A 23,167-nucleotide genomic window follows, 5' to 3' on the forward strand; every position below is an offset into this window, starting at 1 on the left:
ATCGATCCTCCATGAGGGCGTCACCGTATGCATAGCATCGTCCGTAAAGCAGGCCTTGTCGCCGCCGCCATCGTGCCGTTGTCGTTGACAGCGTGTTACGAGCAGCCACGGCGCGAGTATCGCCAGGATCGCGTGGTGTACGAAGGTAGTTCGCGTCGCTGCGAACAGTGCGGTGTTGTCGACGACATCCAGCAGATCTACACCGACCGCCAGTCGTCACCGCTCGGTGCCGTGATTGGCGCTGTTGCGGGTGGCTTGCTGGGTAGCACCATCGGCAAGGGTGATGGCCGCTCGGCGGCTACCGTCGGCGGCGCCGTTGTTGGCGGTGTCGTTGGTAATTCGGTAGGCCGCCAGAATGGGCAGGATGTGGCCTTCCAGGTGCGCATCCGCCTTGATGATGGCCGCTGGGCCACCGTGACGCAGCGTGAAGATCCGCAGCTGCGGCGCGGTGACCAGGTGCAGATCCGCGGCGACCACGTCTATCGGTTGTAATGTTTCGGACGTCTGGACGTCTATAAGAAAACCCGCCAAGTGGCGGGTTTTTCTTTGGCCAAAAAAAAGACCCTCGTCCGAGGGCCCCTTTTTCCCGGGAATCGCAAGCTGCCCGCTCTGATTCCTTTTCCCCGCACGTTGTAGCGCCTGTTTAGTTCACGGCGTAGAACGCGTGGTCGCCAATCTTGCGGACGATGCGGCTGGCGGACCAGCTCGGTGCAACAGCAACCGTCGCGAAGTGATCGGCTTGTGGTACGTAGACGAGTCGTTCGCCCTTCGGCAGGTTCCAGTTGTTGATGGAATCGCCGGCGATCTTCCAGGCCTTGGTCCACGAAACGAGGTCGGTGACCTCAAAATCTTTCGGTGTGGTGGTGATAGCGAACTGGCGCGGCGCCGATACGACATCGCACACATTGTTGCCACCCATGCCGCGATCGCGGCGACGAAGTGCAACTTCCGCCACGGCGTACTGGCCGATGGTCGGTTCACTACGTGCTTCGAGGTACACCGTCGTCGCCAGGCACGTCTGGTCGGCAAGGTGGCTTGGAAGGACGGACGCCATCCAGAGCAAAGCGGAAAGTTTCATGTGTATCTGCCTCCAACGAGCTTTTCCGTCACTTGCGGCGTCTTGGAAGAGCCATGGGGGACGTACGGGCGGTAGACGGGCGGGCAGGCCGTTACTACCTGGACCAACCGAATGACATTCGCTTTGGATACGTAGTTACGCGAATGGTTCGGGCGTCACACACTGTGACTTTACTGGGCGGCTGTCCGGAGCCTCCCGGTAGGGTGTTGCTGAAAGGGAGCGGCATCGCAGTGGCGGCGGCTCCGTCAGCTACAGCGCGCTCGAAGGCGAGTGCGCGGTTCAAATCCTCCAGCTTCCGCTGGGTCGCGCCAGAACCGTCATCATCGACGGATCGTCGCGGGTGTAACCATGGCGATACACCATGGCCACGTAATGGGATCGGCGGAGACTAGTGGCGCGTCACGTTTTGCGCAAGTGCAGACGCGGCACGGTTCAGCTAAGGCTCACGCTGATGAGAGATCAGTTTTTACGAAACTGTGCGACAGGTCACGCAGCAAATGTCGACAAGACGTGCAGGCGCGCACCTTCGATTTCAAGAGTCTCTTCCTGAACGACGCTGTCATCCAATACGACAAGCGACATACGCAACTCGTCCGATTCTTTGTGCATCAACACGATGCCGGCATCGCGGCCGTTGATGCGCAACGATTGGCCCGCATGAAGTGCGACATCCGGCCGCACCGTACGCAGGTGTCGCTTGTGTCCACCAAGAAAGTGCAGGCGTGCCGCGATTTCCTGGCCTGGGAAGCAGCCCTTGTTGAATGAGACCGCAAGCATGCGCTCCATCGACAATGCAGGCGGAAGTAACTCACCGAGTGCTTCATTGGGCAGCCACGCGAAACCTTTTTCGATATGACGTGCAAGCCATGCATCGTTGTCGTTGCGTGTGCCGATGCGTATCGATGCACCGCCTTCGCCAAGCACGAGCGCGCCGTCCTCGCTTTCATGCGCATGCATGTCATCGTGCGCATCGCCATCGGAGACGAAACACGCATCACCCAGCGTGATCGTGACCTTCGACCGAAACACGAAACGCTTCAGGTCATTCGCGAGCATCTCGCCATCACCGCCGCGCGGCACGATGACGAAGCGGTCATCGGTGATGCGCGCCACCTGGAGCAGGGCGCGGACCCGTCCCTTGGGATCCAGCCACCCGCTCCATTGCCACTGGCCGGTGGGGAGGGCCAGCACATCGCTGGTCAGCTGGGCATTGGCAAAGCCGGCGGCATCGGGGCCGGCAAGGGTGATCGGGCGAGTGGTACGGCTCGGCATGGGGGCGCAGGGAAGGTGGGGGAGGAGTAAGATATACGGTCGGGCCAAGGCCAAACCAAGGTTCGGCGGGTTCGTCAAGGTTGTGCTGTGAAGGCACAGGTATTACGCTTTTAGAGTTTTATAACCATGTCCGACCATCCCTCAGCGCCCGAAACGCCGAACGATTCCGCTCCTGCGAAACCGCTCGTCGACCCGGTCGTCCCCACGAACGGTGTGCCCGGGGTCGAGAAAGCGCCATTGGATCCCACCCGCTACGGCGATTGGGAAAAGAACGGACGCTGCATCGACTTCTGACCCGAAGGCGAGCGAGGGATAGTTTGGGCATCAGCGATTCCAATCCAGGATAGCCGCCATGGCACAAACGGGACGACCGCTCTCACCCCACCTCCAGGTCTACAAATGGCAAGTGCAGATGGTGACCTCCATCCTGCACCGCGCCTCCGGCATCATCCTTGCCGTCGGTAGCCTCCTTATCGTCTGGGGCCTCGCGTCCCTCGCCGCCGGCCCCGATGCCTACGCGTCGTTCAGTGCCTGCGCCGGCAGCGCCCTGGGCCTGCTGGTGCTGATCGGCTGGACCCTGGCGTTCTTCTACCACCTGGCCAACGGCATCCGCCACCTGGTGCAGGATACGGGCAAGGGTTACGCCATCGCCTCGTTCGTCCGCTCCAGCTGGACCTCGATCATCGTGGCCATCCTGCTCACCATCATCACGTGGGCCTATGTGCTTGCCGGGAGCCACGCATGAGCAAGGATCTGCGTAACCCGCTGGCCCGCGCCCGCGGCCTCGGCTCCGCGAAGGAAGGCGTCGGCCACTGGATGACCCAGCGCGTCACCGCGCTCGCCCTGGTGTTCCTCACCCTGTGGTTCCTGTGCACGCTGCTCGGCCTGCTGCACGCCGACTACGCCACCGCCCGCGCCACGCTGGCCAAGCCGTGGAACGCGGTGCTGGCCATCGCCTTCCTCGTCACGATGTTCCGCCACGCCGTCCTCGGCCTGCAGGTGGTCATCGAAGACTACGTCCATACCCGCTGGCTCGAAGTGGCCTCGCTGGTCGTTATCAAGTTCATCGCTGTACTCGCCGCGCTTACGGGCGTGTTCGCGGTGCTGCGTGTCGCGCTCGGAAGCTGATCCATGGAAGCCTATAAGGTCCAACAACATAAGTATGACGTGATCGTGGTCGGCGCCGGTGGCGCTGGCCTGCGCGCCACCTTCGGCCTGGCCGAAAAGGGCCTCAAGGCCGCGTGCATCACGAAGGTGTTCCCGACGCGTTCGCACACCGTCGCCGCGCAGGGCGGTATCTCCGCCGCGCTGGGCAACATGGGCGAAGACGACTGGCGCTTCCACTTCTACGACACGATCAAGGGCTCCGACTGGCTCGGTGACCAGGACGCCATCGAGTACATGTGCCGCGAAGCCATCCCGGCCATCATCGAGCTCGAGCACTACGGCGTGCCGTTCTCGCGTACGGAAGAAGGCAAGATCTACCAGCGCCCGTTCGGCGGCATGACCACGCATTACGGCAAGGGCACCGCGCAGCGCACCTGCGCCGCGGCCGACCGTACCGGCCACGCCATCCTGCACACGCTTTACCAGCAGGCGCTGGCCCACGACGCCACGTTCTTCATCGAATACTTCGCCATCGACCTTATCTTTGATAAGGACGGCGTCTGCCGCGGCGTGCTCGCGCTCGACATGAACGAAGGTACGCTGCACCTGTTCCGCGGCCACGCGGTGGTCATGGCGACGGGCGGCTACGGCCGTGCTTATTTCAGCGCTACCTCGGCCCACACCTGCACGGGTGATGGCGGCGGCATGGTCCTGCGCGCCGGCCTTCCGCTGCAGGACATGGAGTTCGTGCAGTTCCACCCGACGGGTATTTACGGTGCGGGCTGCCTCATCACCGAGGGCGTCCGCGGTGAAGGTGGTTACCTCACCAACTCCGAGGGCGAGCGCTTCATGGAGCGCTATGCACCGAACGCCAAGGATCTTGCCTCGCGTGACGTGGTCAGCCGCGCCATGACGATCGAGATCCGCGAAGGCCGTGGCGTGGGCCCGAATAAGGACCACATCCACCTGAACCTGATGCACCTCGGTCCTGAGGTCATCGGTGAGCGCCTCCCGGGCATCGCCGAATCCGCGCGCATTTTCGCGGGCGTCGACGTCACCAAGGAGCCGATCCCGGTGCTGCCGACCGTCCACTACAACATGGGCGGTATCCCGACGAACTATCACGGCGAAGTCGTGACCAAGCTCGACGACAACCCGGATTCGGTCGTGCCGGGCCTGTTCGCCATCGGCGAAGCGGCCTGCGTGTCCGTGCACGGCGCCAACCGCCTGGGCTCCAACTCGCTGCTCGATCTGGTGGTGTTCGGTCGTTCGGTTGCGAACCGCTGCGCCGAGATCATCAAGCCCGGTACGGCCCATCCGGACCTGCCGGCCAATGCGCTGGACCAGGCCCTGGGCCGTTTCGACGCGCTGCGCTACGCCAACGGCAACACGCCGACGGCCGCCATCCGCGCCGAGATGCAGAAGACCATGCAGAACGACGCCGCGGTGTTCCGCACCGGTGAAACGCTGCAGGAAGGCTCGACCAAGATTTCCGAGGTGTTCTCGAAGTTCAAGGACGTGAAGGTCACCGACCGTTCGCTGGTCTGGAACTCCGACCTCATCGAGACCCTGGAGCTTTCGAACCTGCTGGCCCAGGCCGTTGCCACCATGCATTCGGCCAACCAGCGCCCCGAGAGCCGCGGCGCGCATGCCCGCGAGGATTTCCCGGACCGCGACGACCACGACTGGCAGAAGCACACGCTGGTGTGGATTGACGAGGAAGGCCGTTCGAAGTTCGATTTCCGTCCGGTGCACATGTACACCCTGACGGATGAAGTCGAAGTCGTGCCGCCGAAAAAGCGCGTTTACTGATACCGGACCGGAGAGGCAATCGTGGCAGAGTTCACGCTACCCAAGAATTCCACAATTACGGCCGGCAAGCATTTCCCGGCGAAGGGCGCGAAGAATACGCGCACCTTCAAGATCTACCGCTGGACGCCGGACGACGGCCAGAACCCGCGCACCGATACGTACGAGGTTGACCTCGATACGTGCGGCCCGATGGTCCTGGACGCCCTGCTGAAGATCAAGAACGAGATCGACTCGACGCTGTCGCTGCGCCGCTCGTGCCGCGAAGGCATCTGTGGTTCGTGCGCGATGAACATCCAGGGCACCAACACCCTGGCGTGCACGCGTTCCATCGAGGAATGCGGCAGCAACGGCACCATCAACATCTACCCGCTGCCGCACATGCCGGTGGTGAAGGACCTGGTGCCCGATCTCACGCACTTCTACGCCCAGTTCGCCTCGATCAAGCCGTGGATGCGCACGCAGAGCCCGGCACCGGCCGACAAGGAGCGCCTGCAGTCGCCGGAAGACCGCAAGAAGCTCGATGGCCTGTACGAGTGCATCCTGTGCGCGTGCTGCTCCACGTCGTGCCCGAGCTACTGGTGGAACGGCGATCGTTACCTCGGCCCGGCCATCCTGCTCCAGGCTTACCGCTGGATCGTGGATAGCCGCGATGAAGACACCGGCAACCGCCTGGACGACCTCGAAGATCCGTTCAAGCTGTACCGCTGCCACACCATCATGAACTGCGCCCGCACCTGCCCGAAGGGCCTGAACCCGGCCAAGGCGATCGCGGAGATCAAGAAGCTGATCGTGCAGCGCCGTTCGGCGTGATGAAGTAAGGCGCCCGCTTGTCGCGGGCTGTGAGTCAGCCGCTTTGCGGCTTGTAAATCGCCAGTGGAATCACGAGATGCAGTCCTGCGATTCTAATGACGATTTACAGCTGGCCGAAGGCCACGACTGACAGCCCGCGAGCGGCGGGCGGCTTGCCAGTGGCGCCAACCTGGGCCGATGCGGAGCGAAGACCCCATGCTCACTGACCCTCGTCTCAAACGCCTGCGCTGGCGTACCCGCCGCGGTACCCGCGAGCTCGACCAGCTGTTCGGCTGGTGGCTCGACGAGCGTTTCGCTGACGCGGATGAGCCTGCCAGGCTGGCATTCGATGAGCTGCTGGACGTGCAGGATCCCGATCTTTGGGATTGGGTGATGGGCCATGCCCGCGCCCCACGCGACGACTGGCAGGCCATCATCGATGAGATCCGCGCAAGGCATCACCTTTGAGCCAAGGCCGTCGCCCAGGCTGACCTGGCTTCTTTCCCTCATTGTCCTTTCCGGCGCCATGGCGCCGTGGCCTACCAGCTTGCCGTTGGTGGCGCGGGCGGGCCTCTCCGTGGCTGCGCTGTTCCTTGGTGTGTGGCGGGTACGCCGGTTCATCCGGGTGCCCCTGGCCGCCGTGCAATGGCACCCACAAGGGGCCTGGGTGGTGGTCGATAACGCGGGGCAGCCCTTTGCCGCGGAACCTCGGGATATCCGCGTGGTCGGTGGATGGGTTGTTCTACGACTTTTCTGGCACGAGGGCAGGGCGTCCCTGGTGCTGGGCCCGGATAACATGGCGGCGGAGGAGCTCCGGATCCTCCGCATCCGCCTCGGCCCCCTGTAGGAGCGCGCTTGCCCGGCGCCGCCGCATCGGGCAATCTGCCGCGCGGTGCCTGCGTTTCGTGGCGGCTCCCTCATCCAAGGTGCTTTTCGACAGGTATGTTCAGACCCCTCGAGCTCTTTATTGGCCTGCGCTATACGCGGGCCAAGCGGCGCAACCAGTTCATCTCGTTCATCTCGACAGTGTCCATCGTCTGCATCGCCATCAGCGTGACCGCGCTGATCACGGTGATGTCGGTGATGAACGGGTTCGACAGCGAGCTGCGTTCGCGCATTCTCGGCGCGGTGGCGCACGTCACCGTGTCCGGTATCGACGAGACCGTGCGCGATTGGCAGCGCGCAGTCGATGTGGCCAAGGCCACGCCGCACGTCGAGGGCGCGGCCCCCTACGTTGAAATCCAGGCCTTCCTGCAGGCGCGCCGCTCCAGCGGCGCGATCATCCGTGGCGTTGTGCCCTCCCTTGAGCCGAAGGTCTCCGACCTCGACCGGCACATGGTCGAGGGCAAGATGACCGACCTGACCGATCACAGCTGGAACATCATCCTCGGCCGCGAGCTGGCCCTGGAGCTGGGTGTGACCACCGGTGACAAGGTGACGGTGGTCGTGCCCCAGTTCACGGCCACGCCGATGGGTGCGGTGCCGAAACTGCGCAACTTCACCGTCAGCGGCATCTTCGAGCTGGGCATGCAGGAGTACGACTCCAACCTCGCCCTGATCAGCATGCCCGATGCCGAGCGGCTGAACGGCCAGGAGGGGCCTACGGGTATCCGCCTGAAGCTCAACGACATGCGCGAGGCCATGCCCGTCGCGCAGGACCTGGTCAACCGGCTGGGCCAGTCGTACCGGGTGCAGACCTGGATGGACACGCACGCGAACTTCTTCCATGCGATCGACATGGAGAAGACGGTGATGTTCGTGATCCTCTCGCTGATCATCCTGGTGGCCGTGATCAACCTGATTTCCATGCTGATGATGCTGGTGACCGACAAGCAGGCGGATATCGCCATCCTGCGCACCCTCGGTTCCACGCCGCGCAGCATCATGGCCATGTTCATGGTGCAGGGCTTGCTGGTCGGCATCGTCGGTATCGGCGTCGGTGTCACGCTGGGTTCGCTGCTGTCCTACAACCTGCCGGCCATCGTGAAATTCATTGAGCACGTGACGGGGCATACCTTCCTGGCCCCGGATGTCTACTACATCAGCGAAGTGCCGAGCCAGTTGCTTTGGTCCGATGTGGGCTGGGTCGTGCTCGTGACCTTTGGTTTCTCGCTGCTGGCTACCTTGTACCCCGCGTGGCGCGCGTCGCGCGTGCAGCCCGCCCAGGCGCTCCGTTATGAATAACCCAAGCGATATCGTCCTGCGCGCCACGGGTGTGGCCAAGGTGTACGAGGAAGGCGACCTGCGCACCGGCGTGCTTTCCAACGTGAACTTCGAGCTACGCCGTGCGCAGACACTGTCGATCGTCGGCGCGTCCGGTTCCGGCAAATCCACGCTGCTGCACATCATCGGCGGCCTGGATACGCTTAGCGCCGGCAAGGTCGAGGTCAACGGCCGCGTGCTGTCCGAGCTTTCGGATGCCGAGCGTGGGCGTGAGCGCAATCGCTCGCTCGGTTTCATCTACCAGTTCCACCACCTGCTGCCCGAGTTCACCGCACTGGAGAACGTGTGCATGCCGCTGCTGATTCGTGGCGTGGCGATCGCGCAGGCGCAGAAGGAGGCCACCGCGCTGCTCGAGCGCGTCGGCCTGGGTGCGCGTCTGCGCCACCGGCCGGCGGAGATGTCGGGTGGTGAGCGTCAGCGTTGTGCGGTGGCGCGTGCGCTGGTCACGCGACCCGCGTGCGTGCTCGGCGATGAGCCGACCGGCAACCTCGATGAAGCCAATGCGGCGGCCGTTTACGACCTGATGCTGGAGCTGAATCGCGAGATCGGCACGAGCTTCGTGCTGGTGACCCACGATCCCCGGCTGGCGAAGCGGATGGATCGCACCCTCGAGCTGCACAACGGCGAACTGTTCGAGCGCTAAGCCGCCGCCAGTTTCCCGCCGCGACGCCGCTGTAGGAGCCCACCCTGTGGGCGACGCCGTTCGCGACCGCGCAACAGGTCCTGTTGCCCTGTCGCGAAAAGATGTCGCCCACAGGGTGGGCTCCTACAGCATCCGGCGATCAGATCGATTTGCTGATGATCTTCTGCGTCGCGGCGCGGCCGGCGGCGTCGGCCAGGGCAACGACGGCGAAGTTGTGATCGCCCGACGACCAGTAGTTGGCCAGCAGGCCGCCATCCTCGCGTTCGCCTCGCGGCAGTAGGTGGCGCGCCGCACCGGGCGGGCGCACGTAGAAGCTCACCGTGTGGCCGTTGCCATCGTCGTAAAGGACCATGGCCGCCGGGCCCTGGTCCGTGGCGAACAGGCGGCCACCCATGGGTCGGAAGCCGGCATCGGCCAGGTCGGGCAGGCGCACGTCCGCGCCCACGCGACCGCTTAGCCACGCGCGCAGGTCGTTTTCATTCGGCGTGCTGATGTCCAGGCCAAGGCCATGGTCCACCGCCAGCAGCCGGTACGCCTGCATCGCGTCGGCCATGGGTTCCATGGCGCCCTTGCCCATGCCGCGCGCCATCCAGCCGCCCATGGCGCCCAGGCTGAGGCAGAGGACGAAGCCGGCCGCGATGGCCGCCCGGCGCACGCGTCGTTCGCGCAGGCGGCCGCGGATCAGTGCCGGGTCGATGGCCGGGGCAGGGGCCAGGTCGCCGGCCAGCAGGGCACGCAGTTGCTGTGCGCCCTGGCGCCACGCCTGGACCTCTTCAGCGCGTTCGGCATCACGGGCCAGGTAGCGTTCCACGTGGCTGCGCCGCGATTCATCGAGGTGGCCGTCCACGTACGCGTGGATATCGTGTTCGCTAGGCGGTGAGGTGGTCATTTCAGTAGCCGCAGGGCAGGGGTTTCAGTGGTGCCGTCACCCAGTGCGCGCAACGCGCGCCGGGCACGGGAAAGTCGCGACATGACGGTGCCGATGGGTACGCCGAGAATGCCGGCTACCTCCTGGTAGCTGAGCCCCTCGACGGTGACCCACAACAACAGGCTTCGTTGCTCGTCAGGCAACGCTGCGAAGGCCGCCAGGGTGGCGTGGGCCTCGGCCACGCGCTCGGCCGATGGCCACGTCGGCTCCTCGTCCCGCCCCAGCATGCCAAGCAGCCGCGCGTAGCGGCCGGCCCGGCGTTTCCCATCAAGAAACAACCGGTACAAGATCGCAAACAGCCACGCCCGCAGACTCTCGTCATCGCGCCGCGAGTTCCATTTCGCGAGTGCCCGCTCCATCGTCGACTGGACCAGGTCATCCGCGGCGTGCGCATCGCGGGCGAGCCACAGCGCAAAGCGCCGCAAGCGCGGCAGCATGGTGCGCAAGGCTTCGTCGAATTGCGGATCGGACATGCCGGGCCTCGTGCCGGAGCGGGACATGGGTTAGACGACCGTCGTGACGGAATATTCCGTTCACAGGGAATAAAAGTCGCTGACGTGCGTCCCACCTTTTGAAGCCCCTTTCCCTGGGGCGAAGGAGAACCACCATGCAGGACCCCAGGAACCCGCGCCCCCCGTCAGGCCTTGCCTGGCGCTGGGGCGTGATCGGCCTGGCCGTTATCGGCACCGCGGCAGTCTTCGGCTATGCCGGCGGCTGGCTGGCCCCCGACCGGCTCAGCCCGAAGAAGATCATCAACGTGCTGCAGGCCAACGGCGGCGACCACCCTGGCTACCGGCGCAACCACGCCAAGGGCATCTGCGTGGGTGGGCATTTCGAATCGAGCGGGCAACTGGCGCCGTTCTCCGCGGCCAAGCTGTTCGCCTCGGGCACCAGCACGCCGGTGGTGGGCCGCCTGGCCATCCCTGGCGGCAACCCCCAGGCGCCAGATAGCTCGGCGCCTATCCGCAGCTTCGCCCTGCGCTTCGACATGGCTGATGGCGAGCAGTGGCGTACGGGCATGAACGCCATGCCGGTGTTCCCGGTGTCGACCCCGCAGGCGTTCTATGAACTGAATGTCGCCACCGCTCCCGACCCGGCGACGGGCAAGCCGAACCCGGACAAGGCCAAGGCCTTCTTCAGTTCGCACCCCGAGACTGGCCCGTTCCTCATGTGGATCTCGCAGGCGAAGCCGCCGGCCAGCTATGTGGACGAGACCTACAAGAGCCTCAACGCGTTCTATCTCCGTGACCCTGCCGGACAGCGTCACGCAGTGCGTTGGCAGGTGGTGCCGGAAACGCCTTCCACGGGTGATGGCAGCCCGGCGGCGGGCGATACCGACTACCTGGCCGCCGATCTGCAGAAGCGCCTCGCACAGGGTCCCGCGCGCTGGCACCTTCAGTTCATTTTTGCCAACGATGGTGACCCCGTGGATGACGCGTCCAAGGCGTGGCCCGACGATCGCAAGATGGTCGATGCCGGCACGATCGTGGTTGACAGCTGGCAGCCGCAAGCGGATGGCCCGTGTCGCGACGTGAACTACGATCCCGCCATCCTGCCGCACGGCATGGAGATCTCGGGCGATCCGATCATCGTCGCGCGCTCGGCGGCGTATGCCGAATCGTACCTGCGCCGCACGAGTGAGGAAGGGCATCTGCCGGGCACCGAACGGCCGAAGGGGGAGACGCCATGAGCCGCTACGACACGTTCCATCCCGTGGCCCGCGTGCTGCACTGGCTCATGGCCATCATGATCCTGGCAATGCTGTTCATTGGCGCTGGCATGGTGAGCACACTGGCGGAGAAGCACGCCACGCTGGTCGCCATCCACCGGCCGCTGGGCATGATCATTTTCGTGCTGGCCTTGATCCGGCTCGGCTTCCGTCTGGTGCACCGCCCACCACCGTTGCCGGTGGGGATGCCCGAATGGCAGAAGCTGGCTGCGAAAGGTTCGCATTGGGTGCTGTACACGCTGATGATCCTCATGCCGCTGATTGGCTGGGGCATGCTATCCGCAGGAAAATATCCGGTGGTGATGTGGGGCGGGTTCGTGCTGCCGCCCATCCTGCCGCAAGACCCTGCGCTGTTCGCATGGTTGCGTGAGGCCCACCGCTATCTCGCGTGGTTGTTCTTCCTCACGTTCCTCGCGCACATGGGCGCGGCATTGATGCACGGCCTGATTCGTCGCGATGGCGTGCTCAAGTCGATGACGACAGGCAACTAAGGCCCCTGTAGGAGCGCACCCTGTGCGCGACGCTGTTCGCGATAACACAGCAAGGTCGTGGCGCTATCGCGAAAGAGGTCGCCCACAGGGTGGGCTCCTACAGAGTCTGGATGAATCGGGCACAATCGCCCGCATGCGCCTAGCCCTCATCACCATGCTCGTGCTGCTCGCCGGTTGCCGCAGCGTCGGCTATTACGCCCATGTCAGCCATGGGCAGATGGCATTGCTTGCGGCGCGCAAGCCGATCGATAAGGTGATCGATGATCCGAAAACGCCGGACAAGGTGCGCAAGCGCCTGGTCACGGCACGGGATGCACGGCGGTTTGCCAGTGATCAGCTGGACCTCCCCGCGAACCGTAGCTACACGTATTACGTGCAGCTCGATCGCCCCTGGGTGGCGTACAACGTTTTCGCCACTCCGGAGCTCTCGGTCGATCCGGTCGTGCACTGTTTTCCGTTCGCCGGCTGCGTGTCGTACCGAGGCTACTTTCGTCGCGAGCTCGCCGACCGCGAGGCCGCACGCCAGCAGGCGTTGGGATACGACGTAAGCATCGGCGATGTCCCTGCGTACTCCACGCTGGGTTGGTTTGCCGATCCCCTCTTGAGCAGCATGCTTGGCTGGGATGATGACGATCTGGTGGGGACGATCTTTCACGAACTCGCCCACCAGAAGATCTACGTGAAGAACGATTCGTCGTTCAACGAGTCGTATGCCAGCTTCGTCGAACAGGAAGGTGTGCGAGAGTGGCATGCCGCGAAGGGCCTGGTGGCACCTGACCCGAAGGGCGACATGCTCTCCCGCTCGTTCACGCAGCAGGTGCTCGCGTTGCGCGATGGATTGAAGGCGATGTATGCGATGCCGATGACGGATGAGGTCAAGCGGGTCGCCAAGGCCGAGGCCTTTGAAGTCTTCCGCGGGCAGTACCTCGCCTGGCGCGCGAACGAAGCGGGCGGTGACCACCGCTACGACCGCTGGATGGCGCAGCCGATGAACAACGCGAAGCTTCTGCCGTTCGGTTTGTACGATCAGTGGACGGGGGCGTTCGCTACGCTGTTCGATAATAGCGGCCGCCAGTGGCCGGCCTTCTTCACCGCCGTGGCGACGCTGGCGAAGCTCCCACCCGACAAGCGCACGCGCGAACTCAAGGCGCTGCAACCCCTGTAGAAGCGCGCTTGCGCGCGATGGGTGCTTGCCGCAAGGCTGCTATCGCGCGCAAGCGCGCTCCTACAGGGGGGGGGGCTTTGGGCTCGTTGCGACACACGGGCGCACCGGGCCGCCGTTACACCGATTTTGGCGCAACCGCAACCCTTGGCGTTCGTGCAGGGAAACGCTGTGTTCGCATCTGGCCGTCCAGACGGCCAATCCCGGGTGTATGGTCGGGCGTCTGTTCCACGGTGGCCTGTCTAATGTCCCTTGTTTCTTCCTGGTTCCGCATCCGCTTTTGGAAGCGCGTCGCCGCCGGCTTTGTGCTGGGCGCGCTCGCGGGCTGGGCTTTTGGGCCTTCGGCGGCCACCTGGTTCGGCCCACTGGGCGAGCTTTACGTCACGCTGATCAAGATGATCGCCGTGCCATTGGTGTTCTTTGCTGTACTCCATAGCGTCTCCAGTTTGCATGGAGTCAAAGACGTTGCTGCGCTCGGGTCGCGCACCTTTCTCTGGTTTGCTGCGACGGCCACCCTGGCCGTGGTGGTGGGCCTTGGGGTAGCGCTGGCGACCCAGCCGGGCCTTGGCGTCGAAGGACTCGCAGCGCCTTCGGGCTGGCACCCGAAAGTGCTGCCCGAACCGATCAAGGTGCTACTGGATATCGTGCCGGCCAACCCGTTCCGTGCCCTCACCGAAGGCAAGATCCTGCAGGTCATCTTCTTCGCCGGGTTGCTGGGGCTCGCCTTCGTGAAGATAGGCGAGAAATCCGCGCGCCTGCGTGAGCTTGCCGGCGAGGCCAACGATGCGATGATCCAGGTCACCCGCTTCGTGCTCGAAGTGACGCCGTTCGGTACGTTTGGCCTGATTGCCGCCCTGGTGGGCGCCTACGGTTTCGAAAAGCTGCTGCCGCTGGCTACCTTCGTTGGTGCGTTGTATCTCGCATGCGCGTTGCAGATCGTGGTCGTGTACGGCGGCCTGCTGCTGGCCCATGGGCTTAACCCGCTTAAATTCTTCCGCGCGGCGTTCCCGGCGATGCAGGTGGCTTTCACCTCATCGTCCAGCTTTGCGGCCATGCCCATCGCGCTGCGCAGCGTGGTGCGTAACATGGGTGTGAAGGAAGAGTACGCGGCGTTCGCCGTGCCGCTCGGCGCGAGCATCAAGATGGACGGCTGCGGCGCGATCTACCCGGCCATCTCGGCGGTGTTCATTGCGCAGTATTTCCACCTGGACCTGCAGCCCGCGCAGTACATCATCATCCTGCTGGCATCGGTGCTGGGTTCGTTCGGCACGGCCGGCGTGCCGGGTACGGCCACCGTCATGGTGACCCTGGTATTGAGCTCGGCGGGCCTGCCGCTGGAGGGCATCGGCTACCTTGTCGCGATCGATCGCATCCTCGACATGATGCGCACGATGACCAATGTGACCGGGCAGATGGTGGTGCCGGTGCTCGTCGCGCGCGAGCGGGGCATTCTGGATCTCGAGGTTTATAACCGCGCGTCCAGCGAGCTCGTCGTCGAACAAGCCGCCTGACCCTGCTTCTGTAGGGGCGCGTTATTTTGCCTTTCGCGTGGCCATGTGTTTCAGGTAGGCCTCGAGGTCATCCAGGTCGCGGTCGCTTAGCACCGTGCTGTTGAACCCGGGCATCTTCGCCTGCGGCCAGTGGCGCAGGTCCTGGGGGTTGCGCACCAGCACGCGGAGCATGCCGTCGCGCAGGTATTCAGTAGGGCTGTGCGGGATATTCAGGTCGGGGCCGAGCTTCGCGTCGCCCTGGCCGTTGAGCGTGTGGCAGGTGATGCAGTTGCGCTGGAACACCTCGAAGCCACGCATGACCGGGCTGTCCTTCGCCAGGCCGGCCGCCGGGCGCATGAGCGGAAAGCGGGCGGCCGGGTCTGCCAGGACCCGTACGGAGGCGATCTGGTACGGCCATTGCTCGGGGCCTACCTTGCTGGCCTCCGGGTGCAGCCACACGAGATAGAACGGCCCCGCCGAGGGCTTGCCATCGCCCAGTGCGGGCCACGCGGTATCTTCCACGGCCAGCCACGCCTCGGCACCCTGGCTCTCCAGGACCAGGGCGGCGGGGATTTCGGCCGCAAAGCCGTCCAGCGCGGTGAACTGCAGGTGCGCATCGGGTGGCACGCCCTTGAGCAGAGCCTTCAGTGGCACGGCTTTGTAGCGCATCGTGCGGTGGTACGAGACATCCCCGGGCACCTCGATCGTCCGTGCGTCGGGGCGTGCGAGCAGCTGCTGGGTGGTCAGGGTGGCCGTGCCATGGCCGGTATCCATCGAGAGGCTGGCGGCCTGGGCCAGGCCAGCAGCACCGGCGAGGAGTAGGGCTAGCAAAAAGCGCACGGGGAATCCTTGGGCGGGGCGAATGGCCGCGGTACCCTCGAATTATGACCTTGTCGCCCCCATGAGGGCAGTTCACACGATCACGGATCCACCATGTCCGATACCACCGTTCCCGAGTTCTTCGCGCACTTCCCCATGCCGAAGATCACCAGCGGCGAGCTGGATGCCGATCTCGCGGCCGACGATAACCGCATCGCCATCCTGTTCCTTTGGGGGCGCGATTGCCCCAACTGCGATATCGCCAAGCGGCAGATGCTGCTGACCCAGGCGCGCTTCCAGAAGCCCGAGGTCCGCTGGATGCAGGACAACGTGTATGACGATCCCAAGATGGCCACGCGCTTCGGCCTGCATGGCATCCCCGCTTTTTTCCTGTTCCATCGCGGCAAGAAGCTCGGCCGTATTACCTCCTGGCCCGGCACCGACAGTTTCCTTGAAGCGGTCGACAAGCAGATTGCCCTGACCGGGGCCAGCGCATGATCATCAACTCGCTGCTCGATACCGACCTGTATAAGTTCACGATGATGCAGGTGGTTCTGCATCAGTACCCGGCCGCTGAAGTCGAATACCGTTTCCGCTGCCGTACGCCCGGTATCGACCTCGTCCCGATCATTCCGGCCATCCGGGAAGAGCTCGCGCACTTGTGCTCGTTGCGATTCGGCGAGGACGAGCTGGCCTACCTGCGCGCCATGCGCTTCATTGACAGCGACTTCGTCGATTTCCTCGGCCTGTTCCAGCTCAATGCCAAGTACGTGGACATCGCCCCATCGGCGAAGGGCAATGGTGAAATCGAGCTGGTGATTCGTGGTCCCTGGCTGCACACCATTCTGTTCGAAGTGCCGCTGCTCGCGATCATCAACGAGCTGTACTTCCGCCACGCCTACCCGGATCACGACCTGGCCGAAGGGCGCAAGCGCCTGCGTGCAAAGATTTCGCTGCTGCGCGATACGCCGGGATTCGAGAAGGTGCGCGTGGCCGACTATGGCACGCGCCGCCGTTTCTCCGGTGCGTGGCACGAAGAGGCGCTGGGCATCATGCGCGCCGAGTGGGGCAAGCAGCTGGCCGGCACGAGCAACGTGCTGTTCGCCAAGCAGCAGGGCATGACCCCCATCGGCAGCATGGCCCACGAATACCTGCAGGCGTTCCAGTCGCTGGGCCCGCGGCTACGCGATTCACAGGTGGCGGCGCTCGAGGCATGGGCGCGCGAATACCGCGGCGACCTGGGCATTGCGCTTTCCGATGTGTACGGCCTGGATGCGTTCCTGCGTGATTTCGATATGTACTTCTGCAAGCTGTTCGATGGCGCGCGGCACGACTCGGGCGACCCGTTCGCGTGGGGTGACCGGATCCTCGCGCACTACGAAAAGAACCGTGTCGATCCGCGTACGAAGACGCTGGTGTTCAGCGACAGCCTGGATATCCCCAAGGTGATGGAACTGCACAAGCACTTCGAGGGGCGCTGTATCGTATCGTTCGGCGTGGGCACCAACCTCACCAACGACACGGGCCCGGATCCGATCAACATCGTGATCAAGATGACCCGCTGCAATGGCCAGCCCGTGGCCAAGCTCTCCGATTCACCCGGCAAGAGCATGTGCGAGGACCTGGATTACCTGGCCTACCTGCGCCGCGTTTTCGATCTGCCGCCGGCCGCATAATCCCTGCGCTAGAAGCGTCTGTTGTAGGAGCGCGCTTGCGCGCGATCGGGTCTTGCGGTGAGCACCCATCGCGCGCAAGCAAGCGCACTCCTACAGGTCTAGACAGCGCGGGCGATGGCTTCCCGCGTCGCAGACAACACTTCGCGTGACAACGCGTCGTCGCTTGAAGCGACAGCGCGCGCCACGGCGACGGCACCAATCTGCGCGGCGAGCGCCGCGATGGACACACGCCGTCGCTCGTCCGCGGACACGGCGGGGTCGAGTGATGCCTCGAACAACGCGATCTCGGCCTGGAACGCGGCAGCGAAGTTTGCGCTCAGCGCCGGCCCATGCCGTGACGCTTCGCTGGCCGAAGCCACCATCGGGCAGCCTTCGCCGACGCGATCACGCGCACGCACGGAAAAAAGGGCATCGAGATAGTCGGTAAACGTGGGCTGCCGCCCGGCCGCCCACGCATCGATGGATGCCATGTTGCCGGCAAAGGCCTGGGAAAACGCCGCCGCCACCAGCGCCTCCTTTGAGGGAAAGTGCGCGTAGAGCGCGCCATGGGTGAGCCCGGCCTCCTTGGCGACCTCGGCCACACCTACACCGTCCACCCCACGCTCCCTGAACAGTCGTGCTGCCGCATTGAGCAGCTGAGCCTTGTTTTCTTCGGATTTCTGTTTCGAAACGCGCACAGCTCACTTCCTCACAAATCGAAGCAGGTTTTTACATTGCACTCACCATCAAAATAATTATGATTGTGGGCGCAATCAAAAGCCAGCCCTACGAAGGCCATGCCGCTTTCGCCGGGTTACCTGACCTGTCGAGGAGATTAGCCATGTCTGTCGCAACACACACGTTCCGCACCATTGCCCTGGCCGCCGGCCTTTCGCTTGGCGCATCGGTCGCCGTGGCGGCCGAGCCCATCCACAACATCGTCCTGGTGCACGGCGCCTTCGCCGACGGCTCGGGTTGGCGACCGGTCTACGATCGGCTGGTGAAGAAGGGCTACCACGTCAGCGTCGTGCAGGAGCCGGAAACCAGTCTCGAGGCCGATGTCGCCGCGACGCGCCGGGTGATCGATCAGCAGGACGGCCCTGTCGTCCTGGTGGGGCATAGCTGGGGCGGGCAGGTGATCACCGATGCTGGCGACGACCCGAAGGTAAAGTCGCTGGTCTATCTGGCGGCCTTGATGCCGGATGTGGGGGAGAGCACCGAGACGCTGGAGACGAAGCCGCAGTTCCCCGCGCCGAACAGCGATGTGAAGCTCACGGCAGACGGGTTCTTTTACATGGACCCGGCGAAGTACCAGGCGAACTTCGCGGCGGATTCTCCGGCCGACCTGGCGACTTTCATGGCTCAGTCGCAGGTGTTTCTCTCGCAGAAGGCTTTTAAGACACCGGCGAAGGCGGCACCGTGGAAGACGAAACCGACGTGGGCCGTCGTCCCGACCGCTGACAAGACGATCAATCCCGACCTCGAGCGTTGGATGTACAAGCGCGCCAAAGCAAAGGTTACGGAAGTGCCGGGCGCCAGCCACACGGTCTTCCTGTCCCATCCGGATCTCGTCGTCTCGATCATCGAGCAGGCCGCGGGCAAGTAAGCCGCGCCGGCTAATCACGGGAGAACATCATGCGATATCGCGTTCTTGGCCAGCATACGGGCCTTCGCGTTTCCGAACTCGTGCTAGGCACGGGTAACTTCGGCACCCGTTGGGGGCACGGCGCCGAGCCCGGTGAAGCCCAGCGCATGCTCGATGCCTACCAGGCCGCCGGCGGCAACTTCCTCGATACGGCCGATACGTACCAGTTCGGGGAATCCGAGGAGATCCTTGGCCAGCTGCTGCAAGGCCGTCGCGACGAGTTCGTGCTCGCGACGAAGTACACGCAAGCCGGCGGAAGGAGCGACGGCATTCTCGTTACGGGTAACAGCCGTCGCGCGATGGTGACTTCCGTCGAGGCAAGCCTGCGCCGTTTGAAGACCGACCGGATCGACCTGTACTGGACGCACTTTCCTGATCGGGTGACGCCAATCGAAGAGATCCTGCGCGGGTTCGACGATCTTGCCCGTGCGGGCAAGATCCTCTATGCCGGCTTGTCGGACTTCCCTGCATGGCGAGTCGCCCGTGCGGTGACGCTGGCCGAGGTGCGTGGCTCGCTGCCGATCGCGGCGATACAGGTGGAACACAGCCTCGTGGAGCGCACCACCGAGCACGAATTGCTGCCCGCCGCCGACGCGCTGGGCCTGGGTGTCGTTGCCTGGTCGCCGCTGGGCGGCGGCGTGCTCACCGGCAAATACCGGCGTGGCGAGGTGGGGCGCAAGGAAGGTTTTGCGGGCCGCGTGTTCCAGGACGAAAACAGCGCGCAACGCACGCGCGTCGTCGATGCCTTGCTCGCGATCGCTGACGAGACGGGGCTGGACCCGGGGGCGCTCGCGATCGCCTGGGTGGCGCGAAAGGGGCCGTTGCCGATCATCGGGCCCCGCAGCGTGCAGCAGCTCGAAAGCAACCTACGTGCAACGCAGATCACGCTATCGGATGAGCAGCTTGCGCGTCTGGACCAAGCCAGTGCATTGGCGCCGATCTTTCCGCACAGCCTGATCGAGGATCCGGCGAACCAGCAGAAGGCATCGGGCGGGAAACTCGACGACCTGGTGTTACCAGCACGCCAGGTGGCCTGAGCTTTCTGTAGGAGCGCGCTTGCGCGCGATCGGGTCTTGCGGCAAGCACCCATCGCGCGCAAGCGCGCTCCTACAAGGGCAACAACGGTGCCGCGGCGATCAGAACGCCGGCAGCACGGCGCCGTTGTAGGTCTTCTCGATGAACGCCTTCACCTCGGGCGAGGTGAGCGCGGCGGCGAGCTTCTGCACACGCGGGTCGTCCTTGTTGTCGGGGCGCGAGACCAGGAAGTTCACGTACGGCGAATCCTTGTCTTCGATCAGCAGCGCATCCTTCACCGGGTTCAGGCCGGCGGCGAGGGCGTAGTTGGTGTTGATCAGCGCAAGGTCCACTTCATCCAGCACGCGCGGCAGCATGGCCGCTTCGAGCTCGCGGAACTTCAGGTGCTTCGGGTTCTGGTCTACATCCTTGAGCGTGGCCAGCTTGTCACCCGGGTTCTTCAGGGTGATGAGGTTGTGCTTGGCCAGCAGGAGCAGGGCGCGGCTGTTGTTGCTCGGATCGTTCGGGATCACGACGTTGGCGCCATCAGGCAGCTGGTCGATCGACTTGAACTTGCGCGAGTAGGCGCCGAACGGTTCGATATGCACGCCGACGACCTTGACCAGGTTCGTGCCGCGCTCGCGGTTGAAGGCATCCAGGTAGGGCTCGGTCTGGAAGAAGTTCACGTCCAGCTGCTTCTGGGCCACCTGCATGTTCGGCTGCACGTAGTCGGTGAAGACCTTGATTTCGATCTCGACGCCCTGCTTTGCGAGCAGGGGTCTGATTTCCTTGAGGATTTCCGCATGCGGCACCGGTGTCGCAGCGACAGTGAGCGGCTTGCCGGCATCGGCCGCGCCACCCGATTCACCATGGGAACAGCCCGCCAGGACAACGGCGAGGGCGGTAACCAGGGGCAGGAGGTACTTCTTCATGGGGGCGTCCGGGCGGATGTTGCGGTGCGACAGCATAGACGTCCATACCGCCAGATGCAAAAAGGCCCCGGTTTGGCGTTATTTACGGCTATACCGCGCCACAAGCCAGTCGCCGAGCATCTGCAGCAGCTGGACCAGCACCACGAGCAGGGCCACGGTGACCAGCATGTAATCCGGCTTGTAGCCGTTGTAACCGTACTGGTAGGCAAGGGCGCCCAGGCCACCCGCACCCACGATGCCACCCATGGCGGTGTAGCCGACCAGGGCGACGGCGGTGACCGTGGTCGCCGCGACCAGGCCCGGCCTTGCCTCGGGAAGAAGCACGCGTGCCACGATCTGTTTCGTGGTGGCACCCATGGCCTGGCTCGCTTCGATCACGCCGCGGTCCACCTCGCGCAACGCGGTTTCCACCAGGCGGGCAAAGAACGGTGCCGCGCCGATCACCAGCGGAACGATGGCGCCACGGATGCCGATGCTCACGCCGGTGATCGCCTTCGTGACGGGAATCAGCAGGATCATCAGGATGATGAAGGGGATGGAGCGCAGCACGTTTACGACCAGCGACAGCACGCCATAAAGCTTTGGTTTGGCATGTAGCTGGCCGCGTGCGGTGAGGAATAGCCAGATGCCCAGGGGCAAGCCGAGTGCGAGGGTAAAGAGGAGTGAGCCGCCGAGCATCAGCAGCGTGTCGAAGCACGCCTGCAGGATTTCGGCCCAGTCGATGTTGGGGAACAGGGTTTGCAGCGGGCTCATCGGGCCACCTCTTCAATATCGACGCCGGCGGCGCGGATCTGCGCCAGCGCCTCGTCCAGGCGGTCGCCATGCATGGCCAGGGTGAGCTGGCCGTATGGCACATCCTTGATCCGGTCCACCCGGCCCGATAGCAGGTTGTATTCCACGCCGGTGTCGCGCACGACGCGCGAGAGCAGTGGCGAATACGTTGCCTCGCCGCGGAACGACAGGCGGAACAGTTTGCCAGGCACGCCAGCGTATTCCGGGCCGCGGCCTTCGCGGTGGTCGGCCTCGGCCACGAAGCGGCGCGTCGTCGGGTGCTGTGGGTGCAGGAACACATCCGCCACGGTGCCCATCTCGACGACGTTGCCCGCATCGAGTACGGCCACCCGGTCGCACACGCGGCGGATCACGTCCATCTCGTGGGTGATCAGCACAATGGTGAGGCCGAGCCGGCGGTTGATGTCGGCAAGCAGTTCCAGAACCGACGCCGTGGTCTGCGGATCGAGGGCGCTGGTGGCTTCATCGCAAAGCAGGATGGATGGCTTGCTGGCAAGGGCGCGCGCAATGCCGACGCGCTGCTTCTGTCCGCCGGAAAGCTGGGCGGGGTATTTGCGGGCGTGTGCCTCCAGGCCGACCAGCTTGAGCAGTTCATCCACGCGGGCGGCGATGTCAGCTTCGCTGAGGTCGCCGTGAAGGCGCAGCGGGAATGCCACGTTGTCGGCCACGGTTTTCGACGACAGCAAATTGAAGTGCTGGAAGATCATGCCGATGCCCGCGCGCAGGCGGCGCAGCTCGGCGCCCTCGGCGTGGGTCACGTCGCGGCCGTCGATCCATACCTTGCCGGCCGTGGGGCGCTCCAGCAGGTTGATCATGCGCAGCAAGGTGGATTTGCCGGCACCGGAGTGGCCGATGATGCCGAATACCTCGCCCTGGTTGATGGCAAGATCCACGGGTTGCAGGGCGGGGACGAGCGCTCCAGCCACGGTGTAGGACTTGGAGGCGGCTTCGAATCGGATCACGGGCGTCGGTGGGCCTGGATGGAAAGATGTCCATGGTAGCCGAAGGCTCAGGGCGGCGTAGACTGTGGGCTTTCCGCCCGCCCCCAAAGGAGCACCATGACCGGCATCTACGATTTCTCCGCCCGCGACATCGATGGCAACGAGCGTTCGCTGGCCGAGTGGAAGGGCAAAGCCGTGCTGATCGTCAACGTGGCCTCCAAGTGCGGCTTCACGCCGCAGTACAAGGGGCTGGAAGAGCTGCAGAAGGAATTCGGCCCGCAGGGTTTCGACGTGCTGGGATTCCCGTGCGACCAGTTCGGCCACCAGGAGCCGGGTGATGAGGCCGAAATTCGCAACTTCTGCTCGCTGACCTACGACGTCTCGTTCCCGATGTTCTCCAAGATCGACGTCAACGGTGACAAGGCCCACCCACTGTACAAGTGGCTGAAGTCGACAAAGAAGGGCTTTCTCGGCACCGAGGGCATCAAGTGGAACTTCACCAAGTTCCTCGTGAACCGCGAAGGCGAAGTGGTGGAACGCTACGCGCCGACCGATACACCGGAGAAGATCGGCAAGGACCTGCCCAAGGTCCTCGGGTAATCCCCACCGCCCCTGTAGGAGCGCGCTTGCGCGCGATAGGGTCTT

At 64.3% G+C, this 23,167-nt stretch carries 28 protein-coding genes; 19 read left to right on the top strand and 9 right to left on the bottom strand.

Annotation, left to right across the window (positions count from 1 at the left end; genetic code table 11):
- The first annotated feature begins 27 nt into the window (after positions 1-27).
- The gene (locus tag L2Y97_RS22425; protein WP_283248303.1) at positions 28-492 is read left to right on the top strand and encodes an outer membrane lipoprotein; all 465 of its coding nucleotides are present in this window, start codon (positions 28-30) and stop codon (positions 490-492) included.
- Positions 493-643: 151 nt separating this feature from the next.
- Here L2Y97_RS22425 and L2Y97_RS09720 read toward each other — a convergent pair whose 3' ends face one another.
- Positions 644-1,078, bottom strand: a complete 435-nt coding sequence (locus tag L2Y97_RS09720; protein WP_247436064.1) for a cell wall hydrolase — start codon at positions 1,076-1,078, stop codon at positions 644-646.
- Between the two features lie 486 nt (positions 1,079-1,564).
- Positions 1,565-2,350: a CAF17-like 4Fe-4S cluster assembly/insertion protein YgfZ gene (gene ygfZ / locus L2Y97_RS09725; RefSeq protein WP_247436066.1), complete on the bottom strand. Its 786-nt coding sequence runs from the start codon at positions 2,348-2,350 to the stop codon at positions 1,565-1,567.
- Positions 2,351-2,476: 126 nt separating this feature from the next.
- On the opposite strand from ygfZ, the gene L2Y97_RS09730 reads away from it, so the two are divergent.
- The 9 genes from L2Y97_RS09730 (at position 2,477) to lolD (ending at position 8,924) form a co-directional block, all read left to right on the top strand.
- On the top strand, positions 2,477-2,644 hold the full coding sequence (locus tag L2Y97_RS09730; protein WP_247436069.1) for a DUF1674 domain-containing protein: 168 nt from the start codon (positions 2,477-2,479) through the stop codon (positions 2,642-2,644).
- Between the two features lie 58 nt (positions 2,645-2,702).
- The gene (sdhC, locus tag L2Y97_RS09735; protein ID WP_247436071.1) at positions 2,703-3,095 is read left to right on the top strand and encodes a succinate dehydrogenase, cytochrome b556 subunit; all 393 of its coding nucleotides are present in this window, start codon (positions 2,703-2,705) and stop codon (positions 3,093-3,095) included.
- On the top strand, positions 3,092-3,478 hold the full coding sequence (sdhD, locus tag L2Y97_RS09740) for a succinate dehydrogenase, hydrophobic membrane anchor protein (protein WP_247436073.1): 387 nt from the start codon (positions 3,092-3,094) through the stop codon (positions 3,476-3,478). The genes sdhC and sdhD overlap by 4 nt, the downstream gene beginning before the upstream one ends.
- A 3-nt stretch (positions 3,479-3,481) precedes the next feature.
- Positions 3,482-5,269, top strand: coding sequence for a succinate dehydrogenase flavoprotein subunit (gene sdhA / locus L2Y97_RS09745; protein WP_247436076.1), 1,788 nt, complete (start codon positions 3,482-3,484; stop codon positions 5,267-5,269).
- 21 nt (positions 5,270-5,290) lie between these two features.
- The gene (locus tag L2Y97_RS09750; RefSeq protein WP_247336199.1) at positions 5,291-6,079 is read left to right on the top strand and encodes a succinate dehydrogenase iron-sulfur subunit; all 789 of its coding nucleotides are present in this window, start codon (positions 5,291-5,293) and stop codon (positions 6,077-6,079) included.
- A gap of 195 nt (positions 6,080-6,274) precedes the next feature.
- Positions 6,275-6,526 carry an FAD assembly factor SdhE gene (locus L2Y97_RS09755; protein WP_247436078.1) on the top strand — a complete coding sequence of 84 codons (252 nt, stop codon included), beginning with the start codon at positions 6,275-6,277 and terminating at the stop codon, positions 6,524-6,526.
- Positions 6,498-6,905: a hypothetical protein gene (locus L2Y97_RS09760; RefSeq protein ID WP_247436081.1), complete on the top strand. Its 408-nt coding sequence runs from the start codon at positions 6,498-6,500 to the stop codon at positions 6,903-6,905. The genes L2Y97_RS09755 and L2Y97_RS09760 overlap by 29 nt, the downstream gene beginning before the upstream one ends.
- A 95-nt stretch (positions 6,906-7,000) precedes the next feature.
- Positions 7,001-8,242, top strand: coding sequence for a lipoprotein-releasing ABC transporter permease subunit (locus L2Y97_RS09765; protein ID WP_247436084.1), 1,242 nt, complete (start codon positions 7,001-7,003; stop codon positions 8,240-8,242).
- Positions 8,235-8,924 (top strand): lipoprotein-releasing ABC transporter ATP-binding protein LolD, encoded by a 690-nt coding sequence (gene lolD / locus L2Y97_RS09770; protein ID WP_247436087.1) that lies wholly within the window; start codon positions 8,235-8,237, stop codon positions 8,922-8,924. The genes L2Y97_RS09765 and lolD overlap by 8 nt, the downstream gene beginning before the upstream one ends.
- Before the next feature lie 139 nt (positions 8,925-9,063).
- Here the strand turns inward: lolD and L2Y97_RS09775 are convergent, their stop codons facing one another.
- A complete protein-coding gene (locus tag L2Y97_RS09775) occupies positions 9,064-9,813 on the bottom strand; it encodes an anti-sigma factor family protein (RefSeq protein ID WP_247436089.1) in 750 nt (249 codons plus the stop codon).
- The gene (locus L2Y97_RS09780) at positions 9,810-10,352 is read right to left on the bottom strand and encodes an RNA polymerase sigma factor (protein WP_247436092.1); all 543 of its coding nucleotides are present in this window, start codon (positions 10,350-10,352) and stop codon (positions 9,810-9,812) included. Before L2Y97_RS09780 ends, L2Y97_RS09775 begins: the two co-directional genes overlap by 4 nt.
- Positions 10,353-10,459: 107 nt before the next feature.
- On the opposite strand from L2Y97_RS09780, the gene L2Y97_RS09785 reads away from it, so the two are divergent.
- The 4 genes from L2Y97_RS09785 to L2Y97_RS09800 all read left to right on the top strand — a co-directional run bounded on the left by L2Y97_RS09785 (position 10,460) and on the right by L2Y97_RS09800 (position 14,745).
- Complete coding sequence (locus L2Y97_RS09785; RefSeq protein WP_247436094.1) at positions 10,460-11,542, top strand: catalase family peroxidase; 1,083 nt, start codon at positions 10,460-10,462, stop codon at positions 11,540-11,542.
- On the top strand, positions 11,539-12,072 hold the full coding sequence (locus L2Y97_RS09790) for a cytochrome b (protein ID WP_247436097.1): 534 nt from the start codon (positions 11,539-11,541) through the stop codon (positions 12,070-12,072). Before L2Y97_RS09785 ends, L2Y97_RS09790 begins: the two co-directional genes overlap by 4 nt.
- 133 nt (positions 12,073-12,205) lie before the next feature.
- A complete protein-coding gene (locus L2Y97_RS09795) occupies positions 12,206-13,237 on the top strand; it encodes an aminopeptidase (RefSeq protein ID WP_247436100.1) in 1,032 nt (343 codons plus the stop codon).
- A gap of 242 nt (positions 13,238-13,479) precedes the next feature.
- Positions 13,480-14,745 (top strand): dicarboxylate/amino acid:cation symporter, encoded by a 1,266-nt coding sequence (locus L2Y97_RS09800; protein WP_247436101.1) that lies wholly within the window; start codon positions 13,480-13,482, stop codon positions 14,743-14,745.
- 21 nt (positions 14,746-14,766) lie between these two features.
- Here L2Y97_RS09800 and L2Y97_RS09805 read toward each other — a convergent pair whose 3' ends face one another.
- Positions 14,767-15,564 carry a c-type cytochrome gene (locus L2Y97_RS09805; RefSeq protein WP_247436104.1) on the bottom strand — a complete coding sequence of 266 codons (798 nt, stop codon included), beginning with the start codon at positions 15,562-15,564 and terminating at the stop codon, positions 14,767-14,769.
- A gap of 93 nt (positions 15,565-15,657) precedes the next feature.
- On the opposite strand from L2Y97_RS09805, the gene L2Y97_RS09810 reads away from it, so the two are divergent.
- The gene (locus L2Y97_RS09810; RefSeq protein ID WP_247436106.1) at positions 15,658-16,041 is read left to right on the top strand and encodes a YbbN family protein; all 384 of its coding nucleotides are present in this window, start codon (positions 15,658-15,660) and stop codon (positions 16,039-16,041) included.
- Entirely contained in the window at positions 16,038-17,219 is a 1,182-nt protein-coding gene (gene pncB, locus L2Y97_RS09815; RefSeq protein ID WP_247436109.1) for a nicotinate phosphoribosyltransferase, read from the top strand. The genes L2Y97_RS09810 and pncB overlap by 4 nt, the downstream gene beginning before the upstream one ends.
- 98 nt (positions 17,220-17,317) lie before the next feature.
- On the opposite strand, the gene L2Y97_RS09820 is transcribed toward pncB, so the two are convergent.
- Entirely contained in the window at positions 17,318-17,896 is a 579-nt protein-coding gene (locus tag L2Y97_RS09820) for a TetR/AcrR family transcriptional regulator (RefSeq protein ID WP_247436111.1), read from the bottom strand.
- Between the two features lie 143 nt (positions 17,897-18,039).
- Between L2Y97_RS09820 and L2Y97_RS09825 the strand changes: the two genes are divergently transcribed.
- Both L2Y97_RS09825 and L2Y97_RS09830 read left to right on the top strand, forming a co-directional pair.
- Positions 18,040-18,804, top strand: a complete 765-nt coding sequence (locus tag L2Y97_RS09825; protein ID WP_247436114.1) for an alpha/beta fold hydrolase — start codon at positions 18,040-18,042, stop codon at positions 18,802-18,804.
- A 29-nt stretch (positions 18,805-18,833) separates the two neighbouring features.
- Positions 18,834-19,880 carry an aldo/keto reductase gene (locus L2Y97_RS09830; protein ID WP_247436117.1) on the top strand — a complete coding sequence of 349 codons (1,047 nt, stop codon included), beginning with the start codon at positions 18,834-18,836 and terminating at the stop codon, positions 19,878-19,880.
- Positions 19,881-19,979: 99 nt separating this feature from the next.
- Here the strand turns inward: L2Y97_RS09830 and L2Y97_RS09835 are convergent, their stop codons facing one another.
- From L2Y97_RS09835 to L2Y97_RS09845, 3 genes are all read right to left on the bottom strand, one after another.
- Entirely contained in the window at positions 19,980-20,789 is an 810-nt protein-coding gene (locus L2Y97_RS09835; protein ID WP_247436119.1) for a MetQ/NlpA family ABC transporter substrate-binding protein, read from the bottom strand.
- A 78-nt stretch (positions 20,790-20,867) separates the two neighbouring features.
- Positions 20,868-21,542 carry a methionine ABC transporter permease gene (locus L2Y97_RS09840; RefSeq protein WP_247436122.1) on the bottom strand — a complete coding sequence of 225 codons (675 nt, stop codon included), beginning with the start codon at positions 21,540-21,542 and terminating at the stop codon, positions 20,868-20,870.
- Complete coding sequence (locus L2Y97_RS09845; protein WP_247436125.1) at positions 21,539-22,543, bottom strand: methionine ABC transporter ATP-binding protein; 1,005 nt, start codon at positions 22,541-22,543, stop codon at positions 21,539-21,541. The genes L2Y97_RS09840 and L2Y97_RS09845 overlap by 4 nt, the downstream gene beginning before the upstream one ends.
- A gap of 96 nt (positions 22,544-22,639) precedes the next feature.
- Here L2Y97_RS09845 and L2Y97_RS09850 point away from each other — a divergent pair, with 96 nt between their 5' ends.
- Entirely contained in the window at positions 22,640-23,122 is a 483-nt protein-coding gene (locus L2Y97_RS09850; RefSeq protein ID WP_247436128.1) for a glutathione peroxidase, read from the top strand.
- Positions 23,123-23,167: the final 45 nt, after the last annotated feature.

Source organism: Luteibacter aegosomatissinici (assembly GCF_023078495.1).
GTDB lineage: Bacteria > Pseudomonadota > Gammaproteobacteria > Xanthomonadales > Rhodanobacteraceae > Luteibacter > Luteibacter aegosomatissinici.

Bases quoted from the DNA above. Each gene is read 5' to 3' on its own strand.
- L2Y97_RS22425 (WP_283248303.1), top strand. From the start codon at position 28: ATGCATAGCATCGTCCGTAAAGCAGGCCTTGTCGCCGCCGCCATCGTG.
- L2Y97_RS09720 (WP_247436064.1), bottom strand. From the start codon at position 1,078: ATGAAACTTTCCGCTTTGCTCTGGATGGCGTCCGTCCTTCCAAGCCAC.
- ygfZ (WP_247436066.1), bottom strand. From the start codon at position 2,350: ATGCCGAGCCGTACCACTCGCCCGATCACCCTTGCCGGCCCCGATGCC.
- L2Y97_RS09730 (WP_247436069.1), top strand. From the start codon at position 2,477: ATGTCCGACCATCCCTCAGCGCCCGAAACGCCGAACGATTCCGCTCCT.
- sdhC (WP_247436071.1), top strand. From the start codon at position 2,703: ATGGCACAAACGGGACGACCGCTCTCACCCCACCTCCAGGTCTACAAA.
- sdhD (WP_247436073.1), top strand. From the start codon at position 3,092: ATGAGCAAGGATCTGCGTAACCCGCTGGCCCGCGCCCGCGGCCTCGGC.
- sdhA (WP_247436076.1), top strand. From the start codon at position 3,482: ATGGAAGCCTATAAGGTCCAACAACATAAGTATGACGTGATCGTGGTC.
- L2Y97_RS09755 (WP_247436078.1), top strand. From the start codon at position 6,275: ATGCTCACTGACCCTCGTCTCAAACGCCTGCGCTGGCGTACCCGCCGC.
- L2Y97_RS09760 (WP_247436081.1), top strand. From the start codon at position 6,498: ATGAGATCCGCGCAAGGCATCACCTTTGAGCCAAGGCCGTCGCCCAGG.
- L2Y97_RS09765 (WP_247436084.1), top strand. From the start codon at position 7,001: ATGTTCAGACCCCTCGAGCTCTTTATTGGCCTGCGCTATACGCGGGCC.
- lolD (WP_247436087.1), top strand. From the start codon at position 8,235: ATGAATAACCCAAGCGATATCGTCCTGCGCGCCACGGGTGTGGCCAAG.
- L2Y97_RS09775 (WP_247436089.1), bottom strand. From the start codon at position 9,813: ATGACCACCTCACCGCCTAGCGAACACGATATCCACGCGTACGTGGAC.
- L2Y97_RS09780 (WP_247436092.1), bottom strand. From the start codon at position 10,352: ATGTCCCGCTCCGGCACGAGGCCCGGCATGTCCGATCCGCAATTCGAC.
- L2Y97_RS09785 (WP_247436094.1), top strand. From the start codon at position 10,460: ATGCAGGACCCCAGGAACCCGCGCCCCCCGTCAGGCCTTGCCTGGCGC.
- L2Y97_RS09790 (WP_247436097.1), top strand. From the start codon at position 11,539: ATGAGCCGCTACGACACGTTCCATCCCGTGGCCCGCGTGCTGCACTGG.
- L2Y97_RS09795 (WP_247436100.1), top strand. From the start codon at position 12,206: ATGCGCCTAGCCCTCATCACCATGCTCGTGCTGCTCGCCGGTTGCCGC.
- L2Y97_RS09800 (WP_247436101.1), top strand. From the start codon at position 13,480: ATGTCCCTTGTTTCTTCCTGGTTCCGCATCCGCTTTTGGAAGCGCGTC.
- L2Y97_RS09810 (WP_247436106.1), top strand. From the start codon at position 15,658: ATGTCCGATACCACCGTTCCCGAGTTCTTCGCGCACTTCCCCATGCCG.
- pncB (WP_247436109.1), top strand. From the start codon at position 16,038: ATGATCATCAACTCGCTGCTCGATACCGACCTGTATAAGTTCACGATG.
- L2Y97_RS09825 (WP_247436114.1), top strand. From the start codon at position 18,040: ATGTCTGTCGCAACACACACGTTCCGCACCATTGCCCTGGCCGCCGGC.
- L2Y97_RS09830 (WP_247436117.1), top strand. From the start codon at position 18,834: ATGCGATATCGCGTTCTTGGCCAGCATACGGGCCTTCGCGTTTCCGAA.
- L2Y97_RS09835 (WP_247436119.1), bottom strand. From the start codon at position 20,789: ATGAAGAAGTACCTCCTGCCCCTGGTTACCGCCCTCGCCGTTGTCCTG.
- L2Y97_RS09840 (WP_247436122.1), bottom strand. From the start codon at position 21,542: ATGAGCCCGCTGCAAACCCTGTTCCCCAACATCGACTGGGCCGAAATC.
- L2Y97_RS09850 (WP_247436128.1), top strand. From the start codon at position 22,640: ATGACCGGCATCTACGATTTCTCCGCCCGCGACATCGATGGCAACGAG.